The sequence below is a fragment of the Paenibacillus sp. FSL H8-0315 genome, assembly GCF_038005365.1.
GTDB lineage: Bacteria > Bacillota > Bacilli > Paenibacillales > Paenibacillaceae > Paenibacillus_AQ > Paenibacillus_AQ odorifer.
This window is the reverse complement of the sequence record NZ_JBBOTA010000001.1, coordinates 4,475,048-4,489,566: the sequence shown is the minus strand read 5'-3', so window position 1 is coordinate 4,489,566 and position 14,519 is coordinate 4,475,048. Positions and strand designations below refer to the sequence as shown.

The following is a 14,519-nucleotide window of genomic DNA, read 5'->3' as shown; positions in this document are numbered from 1 at the left end:
TGACAAAGGGTTATTGGCGGTATTGGCCAGTTACCATGAGCAGTGCTTCCGGTAATTGATCCATAATAGCTGCCAGATTCTCATGAACACCCTTCGGCGTTCCAGGTAAATTGACAATCAACGTGCGACCGCGAATGCCGCATATCCCACGAAAAAGCATAGCTGCACGGTTTTTTTGCATCACTGTGCTTCGCATAGCTTCTGAGAGCCCAGGCACTTCCCGTTCTACCACTCGCCGAGTAGCATCCGGGGTCACATCACGAATCGCCAGATCTGTGCCTCCGGTGGTCAGTACCAAATCTGCCTGAAAATAGTCCGTCAGTTCAATCAAGGCTGCGATAATCTCATCTTGTTCATCGGGAACGATTCGATATTCAATGATCTCGCCACCTAGTTCCTCTTCCACCAGCTCCCGAATAACCTGGGCGCTCGTGTCTTCCCGTTCGCCCCTGGCCCCTTTATCACTGGCCGTTAGGATTGCTGTCTTCCACGCCATAGGTTTGTCCTTCCTCTCTATATGTATAGTTGGCTGTACAGTTCAGCCTGCTCGCCTCAGCGCTTCGAACAAAAGCAGCTGATACTTATTCGAGCGCATAATCTCCGTTCTTGCCCCCGCTCTTAGATACCAGAAGCGTCGGTCCGATAATCATATCCTTCTGAATAGCCTTACACATGTCGTACACCGTTAGTGCTGAGGCAGAAACAGCGGTTAAGGCTTCCATCTCTACTCCGGTTTTTCCTGTAGTACGGACTGTTGCTTCTATATAAAGTTCATCTTCGCTGTTATCGGAGAAGCTGATATCAATACCGGTAAGTGGCAGCGGGTGGCACATCGGAATCCAGTCTGACGTCTTCTTAGCCGCCATAATCCCGGCGATCTGTGCAACAGCAAGGACATCACCTTTGCTGATCTTGCCACTCTTAATGGCGCTCAGCGTTCCAGCAGCCATCTTGATCATACTCCGCGCGACAGCTGTCCGCTTCGTAATCTCCTTCTCACTCACATCCACCATACGAGCTCTTCCCTGCTCGTTGAAATGGGTCAATTCCATGGCTCACTCTCCTTTTCGGCAGTGCACTATACCATTTTCAGTAATCAGCATGTCCATTAAAGCATCATGCTCATCCATCGGCACCCTTGGAACCAACTGCATGCCGTAAGCTAACCCGATCCATATCGGGGGCTGTGCGCTAACGTACCCGGCTTTCTCCCAAGACGCACGTAGCCGGTCATAGTATCCTCGACCGTAGCCAAGCCTGCCGCCTTGAAGATCAAATGCTAGCCCTGGTACGAACACAACAGCAGGTAGCTTAATCTCTTCAATCTCTAATAAATCTCTGCTGGAGACAATAGGTTCATGGATACCATAAGCCCCCGGCTCTAAATCGCTCCATGCATTCACCGCGTGGACACTCATTTCACCGCTTGCTGGAATTACACGCGGCAACAGCACCTTACGCTGATCTTTCCACGCCTGTGTGATAAGTGGGCGGGTATCAAGCTCTGAACGAAAAGACACATAGGCCATTAGTGAAGTTATACCCTTCGTCTCCAGCCACTCCAATGCATAGTGGCAGACTTCAGATGATAGTTTACTTCTCTGGTCCGAAGACAGCTCGTTTCGGGCGATGGTCTTCTCGGTTCGTAATTGTTGCTTTACTTTGGAGATCTCCGACTCCTTGCTGGACATTGTCGGCCTCCCCCTCTTATTCATCCCTAGCTTATCCTTGTTTGTAAATCCAGTTTACCACTCTTCTCCCCGGTTCGCCAAGGTGGATAGAACTGTGTTATCGGACTAGGTCGTTATTCCCTCCTTACATTAGATCGAACCCTCGCTTGGGAAACGCTTTTCATGTAAACTATAGAATAAGTTGTTCATACGGCTGAGGGATAAATACCAAGGCGAAATATGCAAGGGTGGAGGTTTCATCGTTATGCTTCTTCAAGCGACAGGAATTACTAAATCATATGGTATACAGAACGTACTGGATGGCATAAGCCTACAGGTAAATGAAAAGGAACGTGTCGGGCTAGTGGGTGTGAATGGTGCCGGCAAATCAACTTTTCTACAAATTCTGGCCGGTGAGATGTCTTATGACAGCGGTCAAATTCATAAATCAAAAGAAACAACAATCGGATATTTAGCTCAGAATAGCGGACTGCAATCTGACAAAACCATTCATGAAGAAATGATGGCGGTCTTCGCTCCGCTGATCGAAGCCGAAACTGAGCTGAGAGAGTTAGAAGTAAGTATTGCTGATCCTAAGCTCGCGGAAGACCCCAAGCGGTACGAAGAACTGCTTGAACGATATGCGCGGCGCTCGGATTGGTTCAAGGACCACGGCGGCTATGAAATGAATACACGGATTCGCAGTGTCCTACACGGCATGGGCTTCAGTGATTTCCCACCAGATACACCCATTTCTACCCTTAGTGGAGGCCAAAAGACCCGGCTCGCGCTGGCCCGTATTTTGCTTCAGGCTCCAGATCTTCTGATGCTGGATGAGCCTACTAACCATCTGGATATCGAAACGTTAACGTGGCTGGAGGATTACCTCCGCAGCTATGCTGGCGGGATTCTGGTTGTATCCCATGACCGTTATTTCCTAGACCGTCTCGTGACCACTATTGTAGAGATCGAGCGGCACCAGTCCCGGCGTTATACGGGTAACTACAGTCGTTATGTAGATTTGAAGGCTGCCGAATATGAAGCACGGATGAAGCAATATGAGAAGCAACAGGATGAAATTTCTCGAATGGAGGATTTCGTTCAGAAAAATATTGTCCGGGCTTCCACCACAAAACGTGCGCAGAGCAGACGCAAAGCGCTTGAGAAGATGGATCGTCTAGATCGTCCAATGGGTGATCTGAAGAAGGCTAGCTTCTCCTTTGAGCCAGACTTCATGTCTGGAAAAGAGGTGCTTCAAGTGCGCAATGTTGCGGTTGCCTTTAATGAAGGTTCACCTTTATTCAAGGACGCTTCTTTTGAGCTTCGTCGCGGGGAGACTGCTGCCCTGATCGGTCCCAATGGTATCGGTAAATCCACATTGCTGCAGTGTATGACCGGAACCCGTGAGCCTTCTGCTGGAACGGTGAATTGGGGCACTAAAGTAAAAATTGCTTATTATGATCAGGAACAGACCCGCCTTAATCCACAAAATACGGTTATGGAAGAACTGTGGAGTGAATATCCAATGATCGAGGAAGCCAGAATTCGTACGATCCTTGGTAATTTCCTTTTTAGCGGAGAGGATGTTCTTAAGAAGATTTCCGCACTCAGCGGCGGCGAAAAAGCTCGGGTTTCCTTATCTAAACTAATGCTCCGCGGTGCAAATATGCTAATTCTCGATGAACCTACCAACCATTTGGATCTGGTCAGCCGTGAGGTTCTGGAATCTGCTTTAATTGATTTCGAAGGCACCCTGCTGTTCATCTCCCATGACCGTTATTTTTTGAACAAAATGGCTGAAAGGGTACTGGAGCTGCATCCCGAAGGGATCGACCAATACCTCGGCAACTACGATGACTATGTCGAGAAGAAACGAGAATTAGAAGAGATTGCAAAAGATGCCGCTGAACTAGCTACTAAAAACGTCAATAAGGACGCTGCTGTACCTGAAAAAAGCGCTGTAACCTCTTTTGAAGCAGACAAGCAGGCTAAGCGTGAAGAGCGTAACCGCAAACGGCGTATCGCAGAGCTTGAGGAGAACATCGCCTCACTTGAAGAATCAATCGTATTTATAGAGCATGAAATGACTAAACCTGAAGTTTATCAGGATTATTTAGCACTTCAAGGTTATGAAGAGGACCTGAAGAACAAAAAATCTCAGCTGACAGATTTCTTTAGCGAATGGGAAATCCTTGCTGACGAATAATGTAAATCCTCCTTATAAATATTTTTTCATCGTTCTAGATTTGTTCATAAATAGTTATCCACAGCTCTATACACAGGTTCCGTGTATAACTCCCTACTTCAAAAGACCCTTCGGGGTCTTTTTTATGCGTTAAATCGGTATTTTCAAGGAAAAGGAATTATTATCCACGGATCTATCCACATTATCCACAATTCTCACAGTGTTTCATTGCCAACAAAATTGTTTATTAGAGCATTTTGAAAAAAGCCGTTATTGCTGATTTTACGCACTTTTTACACAACTCAGGCAGAATATGTGGATAACGTTGTCCACAACTTGACAAAAGACGTAACCCCATTTTACAAGACTGATTTTATGCTAAAAAAGAACCCGCTATCTCCTAAACTGACAGCGGGCACGTCGTATTTTAGACAATCTGTGTAGAGAGCAGGGCAGCATTACAGGCTGCGATATAAGCGATGCCTGCCGCCATAATTATATCTTGGTGAGTGGCCGTGCCTCTGAATTTAAGGCCCTCCCACTCCACCATCACCGCTGCTTCTGCTTGCGCATTCTCTCCGCTTCCAAGCGAATGAAGCTCGAGTCCTGCAAAGTCTATCTCCTCAGCAATCCCTTGCCCAATAGCGGCGATAATCGCTTCAAGCGGGCCTTCACCAGTGCTGGTATGTGACGTTTCCCGGCCAGTCTGCAGATGGCGTACCGTAACTGCAGCTACACGGCGCTGGGCACTGCCCGCCAATACCTGAACCTCACCCAGCTCATAGACCTGAGCTTGTTGTCCAGTTGTACTGCTTACCATTTGCAGCAGCTGGTCATCACTGACGACCTTTTGACGGTCAGCGGTCTCTTTAAAGGACTCATAAAGTGCATCCAGCTCCGCAGGCTCCAGCGTTATTCCATACTTCGCAGCCCGATCCTTCAGCGCATGTCTGCCAGAATGTTTGCCCAGAATGATCATGCTGCGGGGGATGCCCAGCCGTTCGGGATCCATAATCTCATAGGTACTACGATCCTTGAGCAGGCCATCCTGATGAATCCCGGATTCATGCTGGAAGGCATTTCTTCCGACGACCGGCTTGTTATAGGCGATTGGAAAATGCATCGCTCCACTAATCAGCCGTGAAGTATCATACAGTTTATCGAGCACGATGCCTGTTTCTGCACCGATTGCATCGCCGCGGGTTTCGAGCGCCATAACAAGCTCTTCCAGTGCGCAGTTCCCTGTGCGCTCGCCTACACCATTCACGGTGACTTCTATCTGAGTCGCCCCTCCATCAATCGCTGCCAGACTGTTAGCTACAGCCAGCCCCAAGTCATTGTGACAGTGGGCACTATAGCTGACCTTGCCGCCGCCTCTTGCTCCCTGCCGCACTCTCCGGAACATCTCGCCATATTCATGTGGCAATGCGTATCCTACTGTATCCGGCAGGTTAATAATGGAGGCCCCTTCCTCTATAACTGCTTCAACCATTTCAATCAGATCATCAATCCCTGTCCGCGCAGCGTCCATGGCCGTGAATTCAACTACATCACAGAATTGTCGCGCATAAGCCGTCATCTCGCGCGCTTTAGCTACGACTTCAGCTCTGCTCATACGCAGTTGATGCTGCAAATGAATATCAGAAGAGGAGATGAACAAGTGAATCCGCCGACGTTCAGCGTCTTGAGTCGCCCGGACTGCAGCATCGATGTCTCCTTTTACGGCCCGCGCGAAACCACAAATCTCCACGTTGCGCACCTTGCGCGAAATCGTCTGCACCGCTGCAAAATCTCCAGGACTCGATACCGGGAACCCCGGCTCCATTACATCAACACCCAGATCAGCGAGCTTATAGGCCAGTAATATTTTTTGTTCAGGAGTCAGACTAGCCCCAGGGGCCTGCTCACCGTCACGCAGGGTCGTATCGAAAATTTGAATACGTTTCTTAACTGGAATAATCATCTGAATTCCTCCTAGTTTTGTTTTCATGTAATTGGATGCCTTATCTCTATCCTATGCTTCAGCGCAGAACCACACGTCGACTTGCGGTTCTGCTCATTTCCCACCCACTGCTGCCGGCAGCTGAAACAAATGAATCTCTGCACAATGTGCAGAGTGTTCACTTTTGGCGTCTTATGTAGCGTTGAGTCCATTCCCCGGACTTCTTCTACAAGAACGCAAAAACCCGCCGTCTCTAATAAAGAGACGGCGGGTTACCCCTCCGCGGTACCACTCTTTTTGACGCATCGGCTGTCACTAATAACAAGCCTCAAAGCTGCGTCCAGCTCTTCTTCCCGGTTCAAGCTGGCATGCCAGCTTAAATCCGGAAAGGTCCGATAACGAGGACAGCCGTAGGCAGCGTACTCTTTGTTCCGCCGCTCCGCTCCCGGGCGAGCTTCAAGAAATCCGGTGACTGCGTCGCACCAACCCGCAGCTCTCTGTTCACCGTCAAACTCTACTACTCCCGTTCTTAGCGTGTATTATATAAATTACTCACCACTCTAAATCCATACAAAAAAGCCTGCCATCTCATTCAAGAGACGACAGGCTGTTAACCTTCGCGGTACCACTCTTGTTGATGCTCTGTATCGGCTAAGTTCCTGCCGATTCCAATTGAACATCCACTCTACGGTCCAGTATGTTAGGTACTAGACCACCCTATCACGGAGGTTACCCGTAAACGGTGTACAAACGTTCCGGCGACAATTGCCAGTAATGCTTCCACCGCTCCGCTCCCAGACGAGTTCAGGACTCCTTCGACTGCGTTGCACCCACCCGCAGTTCTCTTATCCCAGAGTATCCTTACTACTTCCGCTCATCGCGTTTGCTTGTTTAATTGAACTGATTATACTCGTTAGCTCCAAATGATGTCAATAGGCAGATACAGACCATTGTTCCAGTGAGAATCCAGGGTCAGCTACCATATCCAGCGGTATTCCACCGTCATGCTGCCACTTCACGTATGCAGCCGCTCCAATCATCGCCGCATTATCCGTGCAATACACCGGTGGAGGAATAATAAGTTCAATGCCCTCCGTTTCACAGCGCGAAATTAATGCCGAGCGGAGTCCGCCATTAGCAGCGACCCCCCCACAGAGCAATAACTGTCTGGAGTTAGTGGCTTTAACGGCGCGTACCGCCTTTTCCACCAGCACTTCAACTACGGATTCTTGGAACCCCCGGGCGATGCCTGCGACATTGGGTTCAAGACCTTTCATTTTGCTCTGATTTACCACATTCAGCACCGCCGATTTTAGACCGCTGAAGCTGAAATCATAAGAGTTCGGCTCCAGCCATACCCGCGGCAATGCAACAACTTCCGTCGCTTCGCGTGCCAGGCGATCTACATGGGGTCCGCCGGGATAAGGGAACCCTAGCGCCCGAGCCACTTTATCATATGCTTCACCTACAGCATCATCACGCGTGCGGCCGATAATTCGAAACTCACCCTCACGCTCCATATGAACCAGTTCCGTATGTCCACCTGACACCACTAGTGTCATACATGGATACTGCAACTCTGCAACCAGGCGGTTAGCATAGATGTGGCCTGCAATATGATGCGTGCCAATTAACGGCTTGCCCCATGCAAGAGCAAGGCTTTTAGCCGCTACTACCCCGACCAGTAAAGCTCCCACCAAACCCGGGCCTTGAGTCACCGCTACCGCAGTCAATTGTTCGGGTGTAACGCCTGCCTTGGCGAGCGCTTCCTCGATTACGAGCGTAATTACCTCCACATGTTTACGGGAAGCCACTTCTGGCACCACGCCCCCAAAAGCACGATGTGTCTCTATTTGACTCGAGATGATGTTGGATAACACTTCTGATCCGTTTTTGACCACGGCCACCGAGGTTTCATCACAACTGGTCTCTATAGCAAGTATTAGTACAGGTTGAGCTGCGCCCGTTTCTGTCTTCATTTCAAGTCCACGCTTCCTTCCAAATAGCCATGCTCCTTATACTCCGGTAGATCCGCCCACATAATGAGTGCATCCTCGCGATTATCGGAATAATATCCTTTGCGCGTACCGGCAGAACGAAAGCCTTTTTTACGATATAAATTCTGAGCTACCTCGTTGGATACCCGCACCTCAAGCGTAATGGATTTCATGCCTACGTAAGAGGCTGTATTCATTAACTCCTCCAACAGGCGCTCCCCCCATTTACGTCCACGATAAGCTTCGAGTAAGGCAATATTCGTCACATGCGCCTCATCCACGATAGCCCACATTCCAGCATAGCCAATTATATGACCTGCCAGCTCCATGACCATGTATTTAGCAAAATGATTATGCGTCAGCTCATTCCGGAAAGCTTCCTCCGTCCACGGCATGGTAAAGGCTTCGCGCTCAATAATAAGAATGTCCGGAATATCCTCCAGCTTCATCAGACGAAAAACAAGGTCAGCCTCTTGTGCTCTCAATGATTCCACTTCCGTCATCGTTTTAAGCCTCCTTTACTACTTAACCGCAGATTGGCCTCCGCTTCCGAAATCTGAGTATAGTTAGGGATCAAGCTATGAATATCATCATTCTCTACTTGCAGCCGGGCTTCACCAAGGAAGCCTGTCCAGCGGCCCTCCAGCTCATATGGAATAGCTACAGAAGTGCCGAGTTCCGCCAGCGGATGTAGTGATTCTTCGCTGCCATGTACAGCGGTTTCTCCAACAAACCATAGAATAGCTGGTTTAGTTCCTTCAGCTGAAGCCTGTTGTAAACGTTCTGCCAAGTACTCCACCCAGTCGGCCATCAACCGGATGGCATCTGGTTCAAGGCGGCTAAGAGAACTATTCCCATCCGCTGCGAATAATCCTGTGTAGACCTGTCCCCGACGCGCATCCATCAGTGGAATGATCCAGTCTGGACCGTAGCCACTGTTCGCAGTGGCTTGTCCTGACTCTGCTGTCGTCTTATTCTTAAGGGCTGTTTCATACCCACCCCATGCCACAGCATGCAGGCTCGAAATACCAACTACCGGGACATTCCATGCCCAAGCCAGTGTTTTGGCAGCGGTAACCGCGATCCGTGTTCCCGTATAAGATCCCGGGCCCACACCAACCGCAATCCCGCCCAGATTAGCAACGGTTGTTCCCGAAGCTTGCAGCGCCTGCTCTATAATCGGCAGCAAATGCACCGAATGATTCCGTTCACCGGAAGCATTAATTTCATGCAATAATTCTCCATTCTCGGTCACTGCAACCCCCAATACGGCAGTTGATGTATCCAGCGCTAAAAGCCGCTTGCGCGGCTCTGTATTCTCGTTCGTCATTTTTATTAACCCCACTTCTGGATCAGCTCCCGGCAAAGTTCACCATAAGGCTCCCCGATTCCGGTCACCGTAATGATTCGTTCCTCCGGTCCAACTGTTTCCATGTATATATGCATATGCCGCGGCGGCATTAAATCCGTAATAATACTACTCCATTCTACCAAACAAACACCCTGACCATAGAAATACTCATCCAATCCAAGCTCATCTGCTTCCTGAAGTGAAATCCGATATACATCCATGTGATATAACGGCAGACGACCTTCGTACTCTTTAATAATAGTAAAAGTAGGACTGTTTACGATCCCTTTCACTCCAAGATGGCGAGCGTAACCTTGCGAGAAGGCCGTTTTTCCTGCGCCTAGATCACCGTCCAAACCGATAACCATGCCTGCCGTTGAAGCAGCAGCTATTGCACTTGCCAGTTGCTCCGTATCCTGCAGATTATAAGAACGGTAAGTGAACACCGTTTCGACTGTTTTGTCCAACTACAACTACCACCTTTTAAAATATACCTGTCGAAAACCATTACATTCAATTATATCGGTATGGTCCATCCACCGCAACAACTGTCCCTGCCCATTGTTTAAGCCGAAGGAGGTACAGCCCTCTTCTTCACTTGCGTGGTTAAGCTGAATTTCGATACCGAACGCTGCGAGATTGGGTGGCTTCGACTGCCGCTAATCCGCTCATGCTGCTCCTACCATATCTGTAGCCTGAAAGAATAATACTGTGGCAATAACTCCTGAACACAGCGCAACAATAATGGACTGTCCTGCCTGATCCAATATATTGGTTTAAATCTTACACCGTCAACCTTGATGTCAGTTATGCTCCAAATCAAAAAGAGACCTTTACGCAAACTTAAGCATAAAAAGTCTCTTTTTTTAAAAACTATAATTCAGCTTTAACGTACGCTCTAAGTAGACCTTTGTTAGTGCTCTTGCTCTTCGAGTCGTTCAACACCCACAGTGTGCGTATTGGTTGGTCGAGAGCCAACTTGTACCGTAGCCATTCCGTTCTCTTCATCCACATGTTCAATCCATACAGGCTCCCCATCCAAATGTACACTTACAGTTTCTTTAGAAGCATAAATATCCTGTGCCCGTTTGACGTCCACAACTGTTCTCCTCCTTTATCTTTCCTAAAGTTTACGATTCTAAGGGTGACGTATCTTCGAGGGTTCGTTCCGCATCTAGCTTTTCCGAATCGGAAACCTGACTGGCCTCCGTGGACGCAATAATGCTCTCCCAATCCACAACTGTGGCCGGAATATCCTGCTCGCTCAGCGCATCGCTCCATTCGTTATCTCTTGGTTCCATACCTTAGATTCTCCTCCTCAACTTCACAGGTCCGAGTTTATTTTTTCCCAAGCTTCTCAAAAAATGCACCCGGCTAGAAAAGCCTTTCCTGCCTCATACTAACCCAAAGCAAATCAACTTAGATCAGGAGGTGTTTCTCATGCATACCGTTTGGAAAGGAGCCATCAGCTTCGGGCTTGTGCATGTTCCGGTTAAAATGTTCTCCGCTACGGAAGACAAGGACATTTCTCTGCGTTATATCCATAAGGAGTGTGGCAGCCCGCTGTCGTATGTACGCAAATGCCCGGTGTGTGACAAAGAGGTAGCTTGGGAAGAGATCGGTAAAGGATATGAGTATGAAAAAGGGAAGTTTGTGCTCTTCGACAAAGAGGAATTGGATCAACTATCCGACGAGACCAGTAAAAGCATCTCCATTCTCGACTTTGTAGACCTGACGGAGATCGATCCGATTTATTTTCAAAAAACCTACTATTTATCCCCGGATCAGGCAGGCTCAAATGCTTATCGACTTCTTATGGAGGCCATGAAGCAGACAGGTAAAATTGGTATCGCCAAAATTTCAATCCGCTCAAAAAGCAGTCTGGCAGCGATCCGTGTGCTTGAGGATTGCCTTGCGATTGAGACCATTTTTTATCCTGATGAGGTGCGGCCGATCTCGCAAGTGCCTGGTCTGCCCGAAGCAGGGACAGTGAACGATAAAGAGCTGGAAATGGCTAAGCTGCTGATCTCACAGCTATCCACTCCTTTTGATCCGGCAAAATATACCGATGATTATCGCCAGCGTATGCTTGATCTGATCTCACATAAAATTGCAGGCGAGGAATTTCATATCGCTCCTGCTAAACAGGAAAGCAATGTGATTGATCTAATGGCTGCCTTGCAGGCTAGTATTCAAGCTGTGCAGCATATTCCTTCAGACCCTGGTCCTTCATTAACAGGCAACACAAAAACCAAAACTAAAGCGGCTCCTGCTGCCAAAAGAAAAACAGCCAAGACCAAAACAACCGCCGCGGAACCTGCGGAGCAGCAAAACGAGGTCTCCGGGCCGACTCCAGTCATCACGCCAAAACCGAAACGCCGCAGCACGAAAAGCAAAACAACCGTATCTTAGGAGGCTCTGCGGATGAAGCTTCAGCCCATTATTCCTTTTGAACCTATACTGGCTGGGCAGCTTCCAGCAGGTGACCAGTGGATCGCACAAATTAAATGGGACGGCGTACGGATGTTGTCCTATTACGATGGAAGCACTACTCAGCTTATTAACAGACGTGGCAATTACCGTACCACGCAATATCCAGAACTTATTGATGTATCTGCTTACTGCAAGGCTGACTCCGTGATTCTTGATGGTGAGATTATCGCGCTCAAGGACGGCAAACCCTCATTTCATGAGGTGATGCGGAGGGACAGTTTGAAAAACGGTTCCACGATTTCCGTCGTTAGGCATCAGGTTCCTGTCATTTATATGATATTTGATATTCTGTTTTATAATGGCCAATCGACGATGGATCAACCATTATTCTTGCGGCAGCAGCTGTTAAGTGACATTCTGCTGCCGCATCCCCATGTTCAAGCTGTGCCAAGTTATACCGATCCTACAGAACTGTTCGCCGCCACTCAGAACCAGGGCTTGGAAGGAATCGTCTGCAAGGACATCAACAGCACTTATGCTCCGGGCGGAAAAGATAAACGTTGGCAGAAACGCAAAATCAGTTCTGATATTACAGCTGTAGCCGGGGGTGTGACGTTCCGTGACGGTATCGTCAACGCACTGCTTCTTGGTCTTTATGATGATAAAGGAAATTTGCATTATATCGGACATGCCGGTCCGGGAAAATTGACTGTGCAGGATAAACGCGACTTAACTGCGGAGGCACACCGCCTTAAGCTGGATCGGATGCCCTTTGCAGATGTTCCACAACGAGGTAAGGGTGCTTTTTGGATAAAGCCGGAGCTCGTCTTCAAAGTTCATTTTCTGGAATGGAACACCTCGGGCACTCTGCGTCAGCCTGTTACTCAAGCTAAAGTGAATCTTCCCCCGGAGGCATGCACAATGGAGCAAAAAGGATAAAAGAACGTCCTCCCAATCTGAAATGGGAGGACGTTTCTTATTGTGCTGTAAAACTTGTTACAAGGGCCTCAAGCTCTGCCTTTGTCTGCGCAGTATTTTTTGTACTCGTAAGTGTATAATCGACACTTCCATCAGCACTGGACCATACCAGCTGGACTTTAAGATCACCCTGATGAGGCCCAAAAACTGTGTAAATCGCCTCAACCCCGTTGATGGTCAAGCTCTCATCCTGATCCCCAGGCAGCTGGGCCAAAGTCACCCCTTCCGGTAGCGTGTATGCAGGTGCAGATCTTAAATTCAATCTCTCTCCATTTCGTAGATAGGTGATAGAGGTTTCTGTATTGCTCCACTTCAAGCTTTGCGAAATCACCTTTTTACCACCAGCTTGGGCTTTAGCTTTTAACTGATCCCTAAGGGTTTTATACTCTGAGCTAAAAAACATTGGAATCACTGGATTTAAAACGACATCCTGTAACTTATAATCCTCTGGTAGAGAAGTAGGTATCAGGAGTGACTTCCCGCTTAATGAAAGTAACTTCTGCGCCGCTTCGTTTATAGAACTGAATCTATATGGCATATAGCTTATACTCAAGGTTTCATGTGGATTAGATTTCTTATCATTTACATACAGGATCTTAAGTTCGCCTGCTTGTAAGGGAACTGTATTTTCTTTGGCAATCAAAGCTTCAATCGTTGAAGATATGGGCGTATTCTGCTCAACGGGTGCGGTAGCTTTACTTTTATTATTACTCCCCGCAGGCACTGCGCCTGCTGTTCCACTCACCGCACTTATCAATACTAATAAGCTTAAGGCTGTAATCGCCGCGCTTTTCTTAATCATCATTATAATATCCTCCTTTAGCCCCTTGGTTATTTGATCATGGTTTTAGCTACCGCCAGCATTTCATTTGTCGTCAGCGTACTGGCCCGATTGTCTGAAAGGGTATATTGTATCGTGCCTGAGTTATCCAGCCATACTAGCTTTGTGTTAAAGCTTGCGTCTTTAGCGGAATCAGTTGTAAGTACTACTTTCCTGCCGTTGACCGTTAATTCTTTTTTAGATTCCGAGGCTCTTACAAAAGGTACCGCTCCTTCCGGAAGTTTGGCGGGCGGCGACCCAGTTACAATGCTAAAATTGGCTTTTCCTTTGGCATACAGCTGCATAGACAAATTCGTCTGGTTCCAGCTGATGATTTTACTAAACAACTGTTTATTAGAATTACCAGCAACCGCTGCTGCCTTCAATTCCTGCTCTAGTTGCAAATACAGCTCTGAATCATTAGCTACAGCCGGTGGATAGATGATGGCTCTCGCCAGAGTGAAGCCTTTAGGAAGATTTCCGGGCTGCGGAATAGACGGACCCCTTAGCGCTTTAAACTTCGCAGCAAAGGATTTATAGTCCTTAAAAACAAACCCTTTGCCAGAGAAGCTGATCGCATCCTGTGGATTGGAGACTTTATCCCGTACGTAGTAGGCCAAAAGCGTACCTTCCTTCACTCCAGCTACGAGTGCCTGCAATTCCTTTTGGGTCTTCTGATCGGTTTGTGATGCAACCTGCGCTCCTGATGCCGCCGCAATTGTAAGAGACAAGCCGGGTACATCCACACCCCCGGCCACTCCTGTTCCCAGCAAGATTGCTGCAGAGAACGCGATAACTGTTTTTTTGAAATCAGAATGGAGCTTCAATTTCTAACATCCTCTCCTTCAATAAGGTAAATGTATTTTCACCCCTGTTTTTTAACTACACTTCTATAACAATCCAACATTAGAAAAAGGGACATTTTTTCACAAAAAAGAGGCTGTCCCAAAAGCCATGAAATAGTTGCTTGGGAAAGCCTCTTTTTTGTTCTTAACATTACAAGTGACGCATCAAGTGACGCATCAAGTGATGCTCCTAATGATGCAATAAGTGAGCACTTTTAGAACAATTGGGGAATTTCTCCCTAAACCTCAGATATTTCTGTTCATTGGACCTATAATTAGGGAAAACTTCCCTGAAATT

General features: G+C 47.9%; 15 protein-coding genes, 1 pseudogene and 2 other annotated features. Of the genes and pseudogenes, 3 read left to right on the top strand and 13 right to left on the bottom strand.

Going from position 1 to position 14,519, the window contains the following annotated elements:
* Positions 1–10: 10 nt before the first annotated feature.
* From MHB56_RS19450 to MHB56_RS19440, 3 genes are all read right to left on the bottom strand, one after another.
* A complete protein-coding gene (locus tag MHB56_RS19450; RefSeq protein WP_036676512.1) occupies positions 11–496 on the bottom strand; it encodes a MogA/MoaB family molybdenum cofactor biosynthesis protein in 486 nt (161 codons plus the stop codon).
* A gap of 85 nt (positions 497–581) precedes the next feature.
* On the bottom strand, positions 582–1,052 hold the full coding sequence (gene moaC, locus MHB56_RS19445) for a cyclic pyranopterin monophosphate synthase MoaC (RefSeq protein WP_076129224.1): 471 nt from the start codon (positions 1,050–1,052) through the stop codon (positions 582–584).
* 3 nt (positions 1,053–1,055) lie between these two features.
* Entirely contained in the window at positions 1,056–1,691 is a 636-nt protein-coding gene (locus tag MHB56_RS19440) for a 5-formyltetrahydrofolate cyclo-ligase (RefSeq protein WP_076129225.1), read from the bottom strand.
* Between the two features lie 244 nt (positions 1,692–1,935).
* Between MHB56_RS19440 and MHB56_RS19435 the strand changes: the two genes are divergently transcribed.
* Complete coding sequence (locus tag MHB56_RS19435; protein WP_076129226.1) at positions 1,936–3,876, top strand: ABC-F family ATP-binding cassette domain-containing protein; 1,941 nt, start codon at positions 1,936–1,938, stop codon at positions 3,874–3,876.
* Positions 3,877–4,282: 406 nt separating this feature from the next.
* Here MHB56_RS19435 and MHB56_RS19430 read toward each other — a convergent pair whose 3' ends face one another.
* From MHB56_RS19430 to MHB56_RS19395, 8 genes and pseudogenes are all read right to left on the bottom strand, one after another.
* Entirely contained in the window at positions 4,283–5,818 is a 1,536-nt protein-coding gene (locus tag MHB56_RS19430; RefSeq protein ID WP_036676518.1) for a 2-isopropylmalate synthase, read from the bottom strand.
* A gap of 236 nt (positions 5,819–6,054) precedes the next feature.
* Positions 6,055–6,337 (bottom strand) — a binding site (T-box leader).
* A 52-nt stretch (positions 6,338–6,389) separates the two neighbouring features.
* Positions 6,390–6,684, bottom strand: a binding site (T-box leader).
* 42 nt (positions 6,685–6,726) lie between these two features.
* Positions 6,727–7,776, bottom strand: coding sequence for a tRNA (adenosine(37)-N6)-threonylcarbamoyltransferase complex transferase subunit TsaD (gene tsaD, locus MHB56_RS19425; RefSeq protein WP_076099403.1), 1,050 nt, complete (start codon positions 7,774–7,776; stop codon positions 6,727–6,729).
* Entirely contained in the window at positions 7,773–8,297 is a 525-nt protein-coding gene (gene rimI / locus MHB56_RS19420; protein WP_036676521.1) for a ribosomal protein S18-alanine N-acetyltransferase, read from the bottom strand. Before rimI ends, tsaD begins: the two co-directional genes overlap by 4 nt.
* Entirely contained in the window at positions 8,294–9,124 is an 831-nt protein-coding gene (gene tsaB, locus MHB56_RS19415; RefSeq protein WP_076129228.1) for a tRNA (adenosine(37)-N6)-threonylcarbamoyltransferase complex dimerization subunit type 1 TsaB, read from the bottom strand. The genes rimI and tsaB overlap by 4 nt, the downstream gene beginning before the upstream one ends.
* Positions 9,125–9,129: 5 nt before the next feature.
* Positions 9,130–9,612 (bottom strand): tRNA (adenosine(37)-N6)-threonylcarbamoyltransferase complex ATPase subunit type 1 TsaE, encoded by a 483-nt coding sequence (gene tsaE, locus MHB56_RS19410; protein ID WP_076302849.1) that lies wholly within the window; start codon positions 9,610–9,612, stop codon positions 9,130–9,132.
* 154 nt (positions 9,613–9,766) lie between these two features.
* Positions 9,767–9,909, bottom strand: a pseudogene (locus MHB56_RS19405) (multidrug resistance efflux transporter family protein); the annotation flags it as partial.
* 149 nt (positions 9,910–10,058) lie between these two features.
* The gene (locus tag MHB56_RS19400; protein ID WP_036676525.1) at positions 10,059–10,244 is read right to left on the bottom strand and encodes an H-type small acid-soluble spore protein; all 186 of its coding nucleotides are present in this window, start codon (positions 10,242–10,244) and stop codon (positions 10,059–10,061) included.
* 31 nt (positions 10,245–10,275) lie between these two features.
* The gene (locus tag MHB56_RS19395; RefSeq protein ID WP_175617343.1) at positions 10,276–10,446 is read right to left on the bottom strand and encodes a hypothetical protein; all 171 of its coding nucleotides are present in this window, start codon (positions 10,444–10,446) and stop codon (positions 10,276–10,278) included.
* Between the two features lie 139 nt (positions 10,447–10,585).
* Here MHB56_RS19395 and ku point away from each other — a divergent pair, with 139 nt between their 5' ends.
* Both ku and MHB56_RS19385 read left to right on the top strand, forming a co-directional pair.
* A complete protein-coding gene (gene ku / locus MHB56_RS19390; protein WP_076185058.1) occupies positions 10,586–11,557 on the top strand; it encodes a non-homologous end joining protein Ku in 972 nt (323 codons plus the stop codon).
* Positions 11,558–11,569: 12 nt separating this feature from the next.
* Positions 11,570–12,517, top strand: a complete 948-nt coding sequence (locus tag MHB56_RS19385; protein ID WP_076185057.1) for an ATP-dependent DNA ligase — start codon at positions 11,570–11,572, stop codon at positions 12,515–12,517.
* A 37-nt stretch (positions 12,518–12,554) separates the two neighbouring features.
* Here MHB56_RS19385 and MHB56_RS19380 read toward each other — a convergent pair whose 3' ends face one another.
* Positions 12,555–13,361, bottom strand: a complete 807-nt coding sequence (locus MHB56_RS19380; protein WP_076302848.1) for a hypothetical protein — start codon at positions 13,359–13,361, stop codon at positions 12,555–12,557.
* A gap of 26 nt (positions 13,362–13,387) precedes the next feature.
* A complete protein-coding gene (locus MHB56_RS19375; RefSeq protein ID WP_076302847.1) occupies positions 13,388–14,203 on the bottom strand; it encodes a hypothetical protein in 816 nt (271 codons plus the stop codon).
* Positions 14,204–14,519: the final 316 nt, after the last annotated feature.

What these genes read in the sequence shown, in the direction of transcription:
- MHB56_RS19440 (WP_076129225.1), bottom strand. Translation starts at nt 1,691, where the DNA reads ATGTCCAGCAAGGAGTCGGAGATCTCCAAAGTAAAGCAACAATTACGA.
- moaC (WP_076129224.1), bottom strand. Translation starts at nt 1,052, where the DNA reads ATGGAATTGACCCATTTCAACGAGCAGGGAAGAGCTCGTATGGTGGAT.
- ku (WP_076185058.1), top strand. Translation starts at nt 10,586, where the DNA reads ATGCATACCGTTTGGAAAGGAGCCATCAGCTTCGGGCTTGTGCATGTT.
- MHB56_RS19450 (WP_036676512.1), bottom strand. Translation starts at nt 496, where the DNA reads ATGGCGTGGAAGACAGCAATCCTAACGGCCAGTGATAAAGGGGCCAGG.
- rimI (WP_036676521.1), bottom strand. Translation starts at nt 8,297, where the DNA reads ATGACGGAAGTGGAATCATTGAGAGCACAAGAGGCTGACCTTGTTTTT.
- tsaD (WP_076099403.1), bottom strand. Translation starts at nt 7,776, where the DNA reads ATGAAGACAGAAACGGGCGCAGCTCAACCTGTACTAATACTTGCTATA.
- MHB56_RS19395 (WP_175617343.1), bottom strand. Translation starts at nt 10,446, where the DNA reads ATGGAACCAAGAGATAACGAATGGAGCGATGCGCTGAGCGAGCAGGAT.
- MHB56_RS19435 (WP_076129226.1), top strand. Translation starts at nt 1,936, where the DNA reads ATGCTTCTTCAAGCGACAGGAATTACTAAATCATATGGTATACAGAAC.
- MHB56_RS19430 (WP_036676518.1), bottom strand. Translation starts at nt 5,818, where the DNA reads ATGATTATTCCAGTTAAGAAACGTATTCAAATTTTCGATACGACCCTG.
- MHB56_RS19385 (WP_076185057.1), top strand. Translation starts at nt 11,570, where the DNA reads ATGAAGCTTCAGCCCATTATTCCTTTTGAACCTATACTGGCTGGGCAG.
- tsaB (WP_076129228.1), bottom strand. Translation starts at nt 9,124, where the DNA reads ATGACGAACGAGAATACAGAGCCGCGCAAGCGGCTTTTAGCGCTGGAT.
- MHB56_RS19380 (WP_076302848.1), bottom strand. Translation starts at nt 13,361, where the DNA reads ATGATGATTAAGAAAAGCGCGGCGATTACAGCCTTAAGCTTATTAGTA.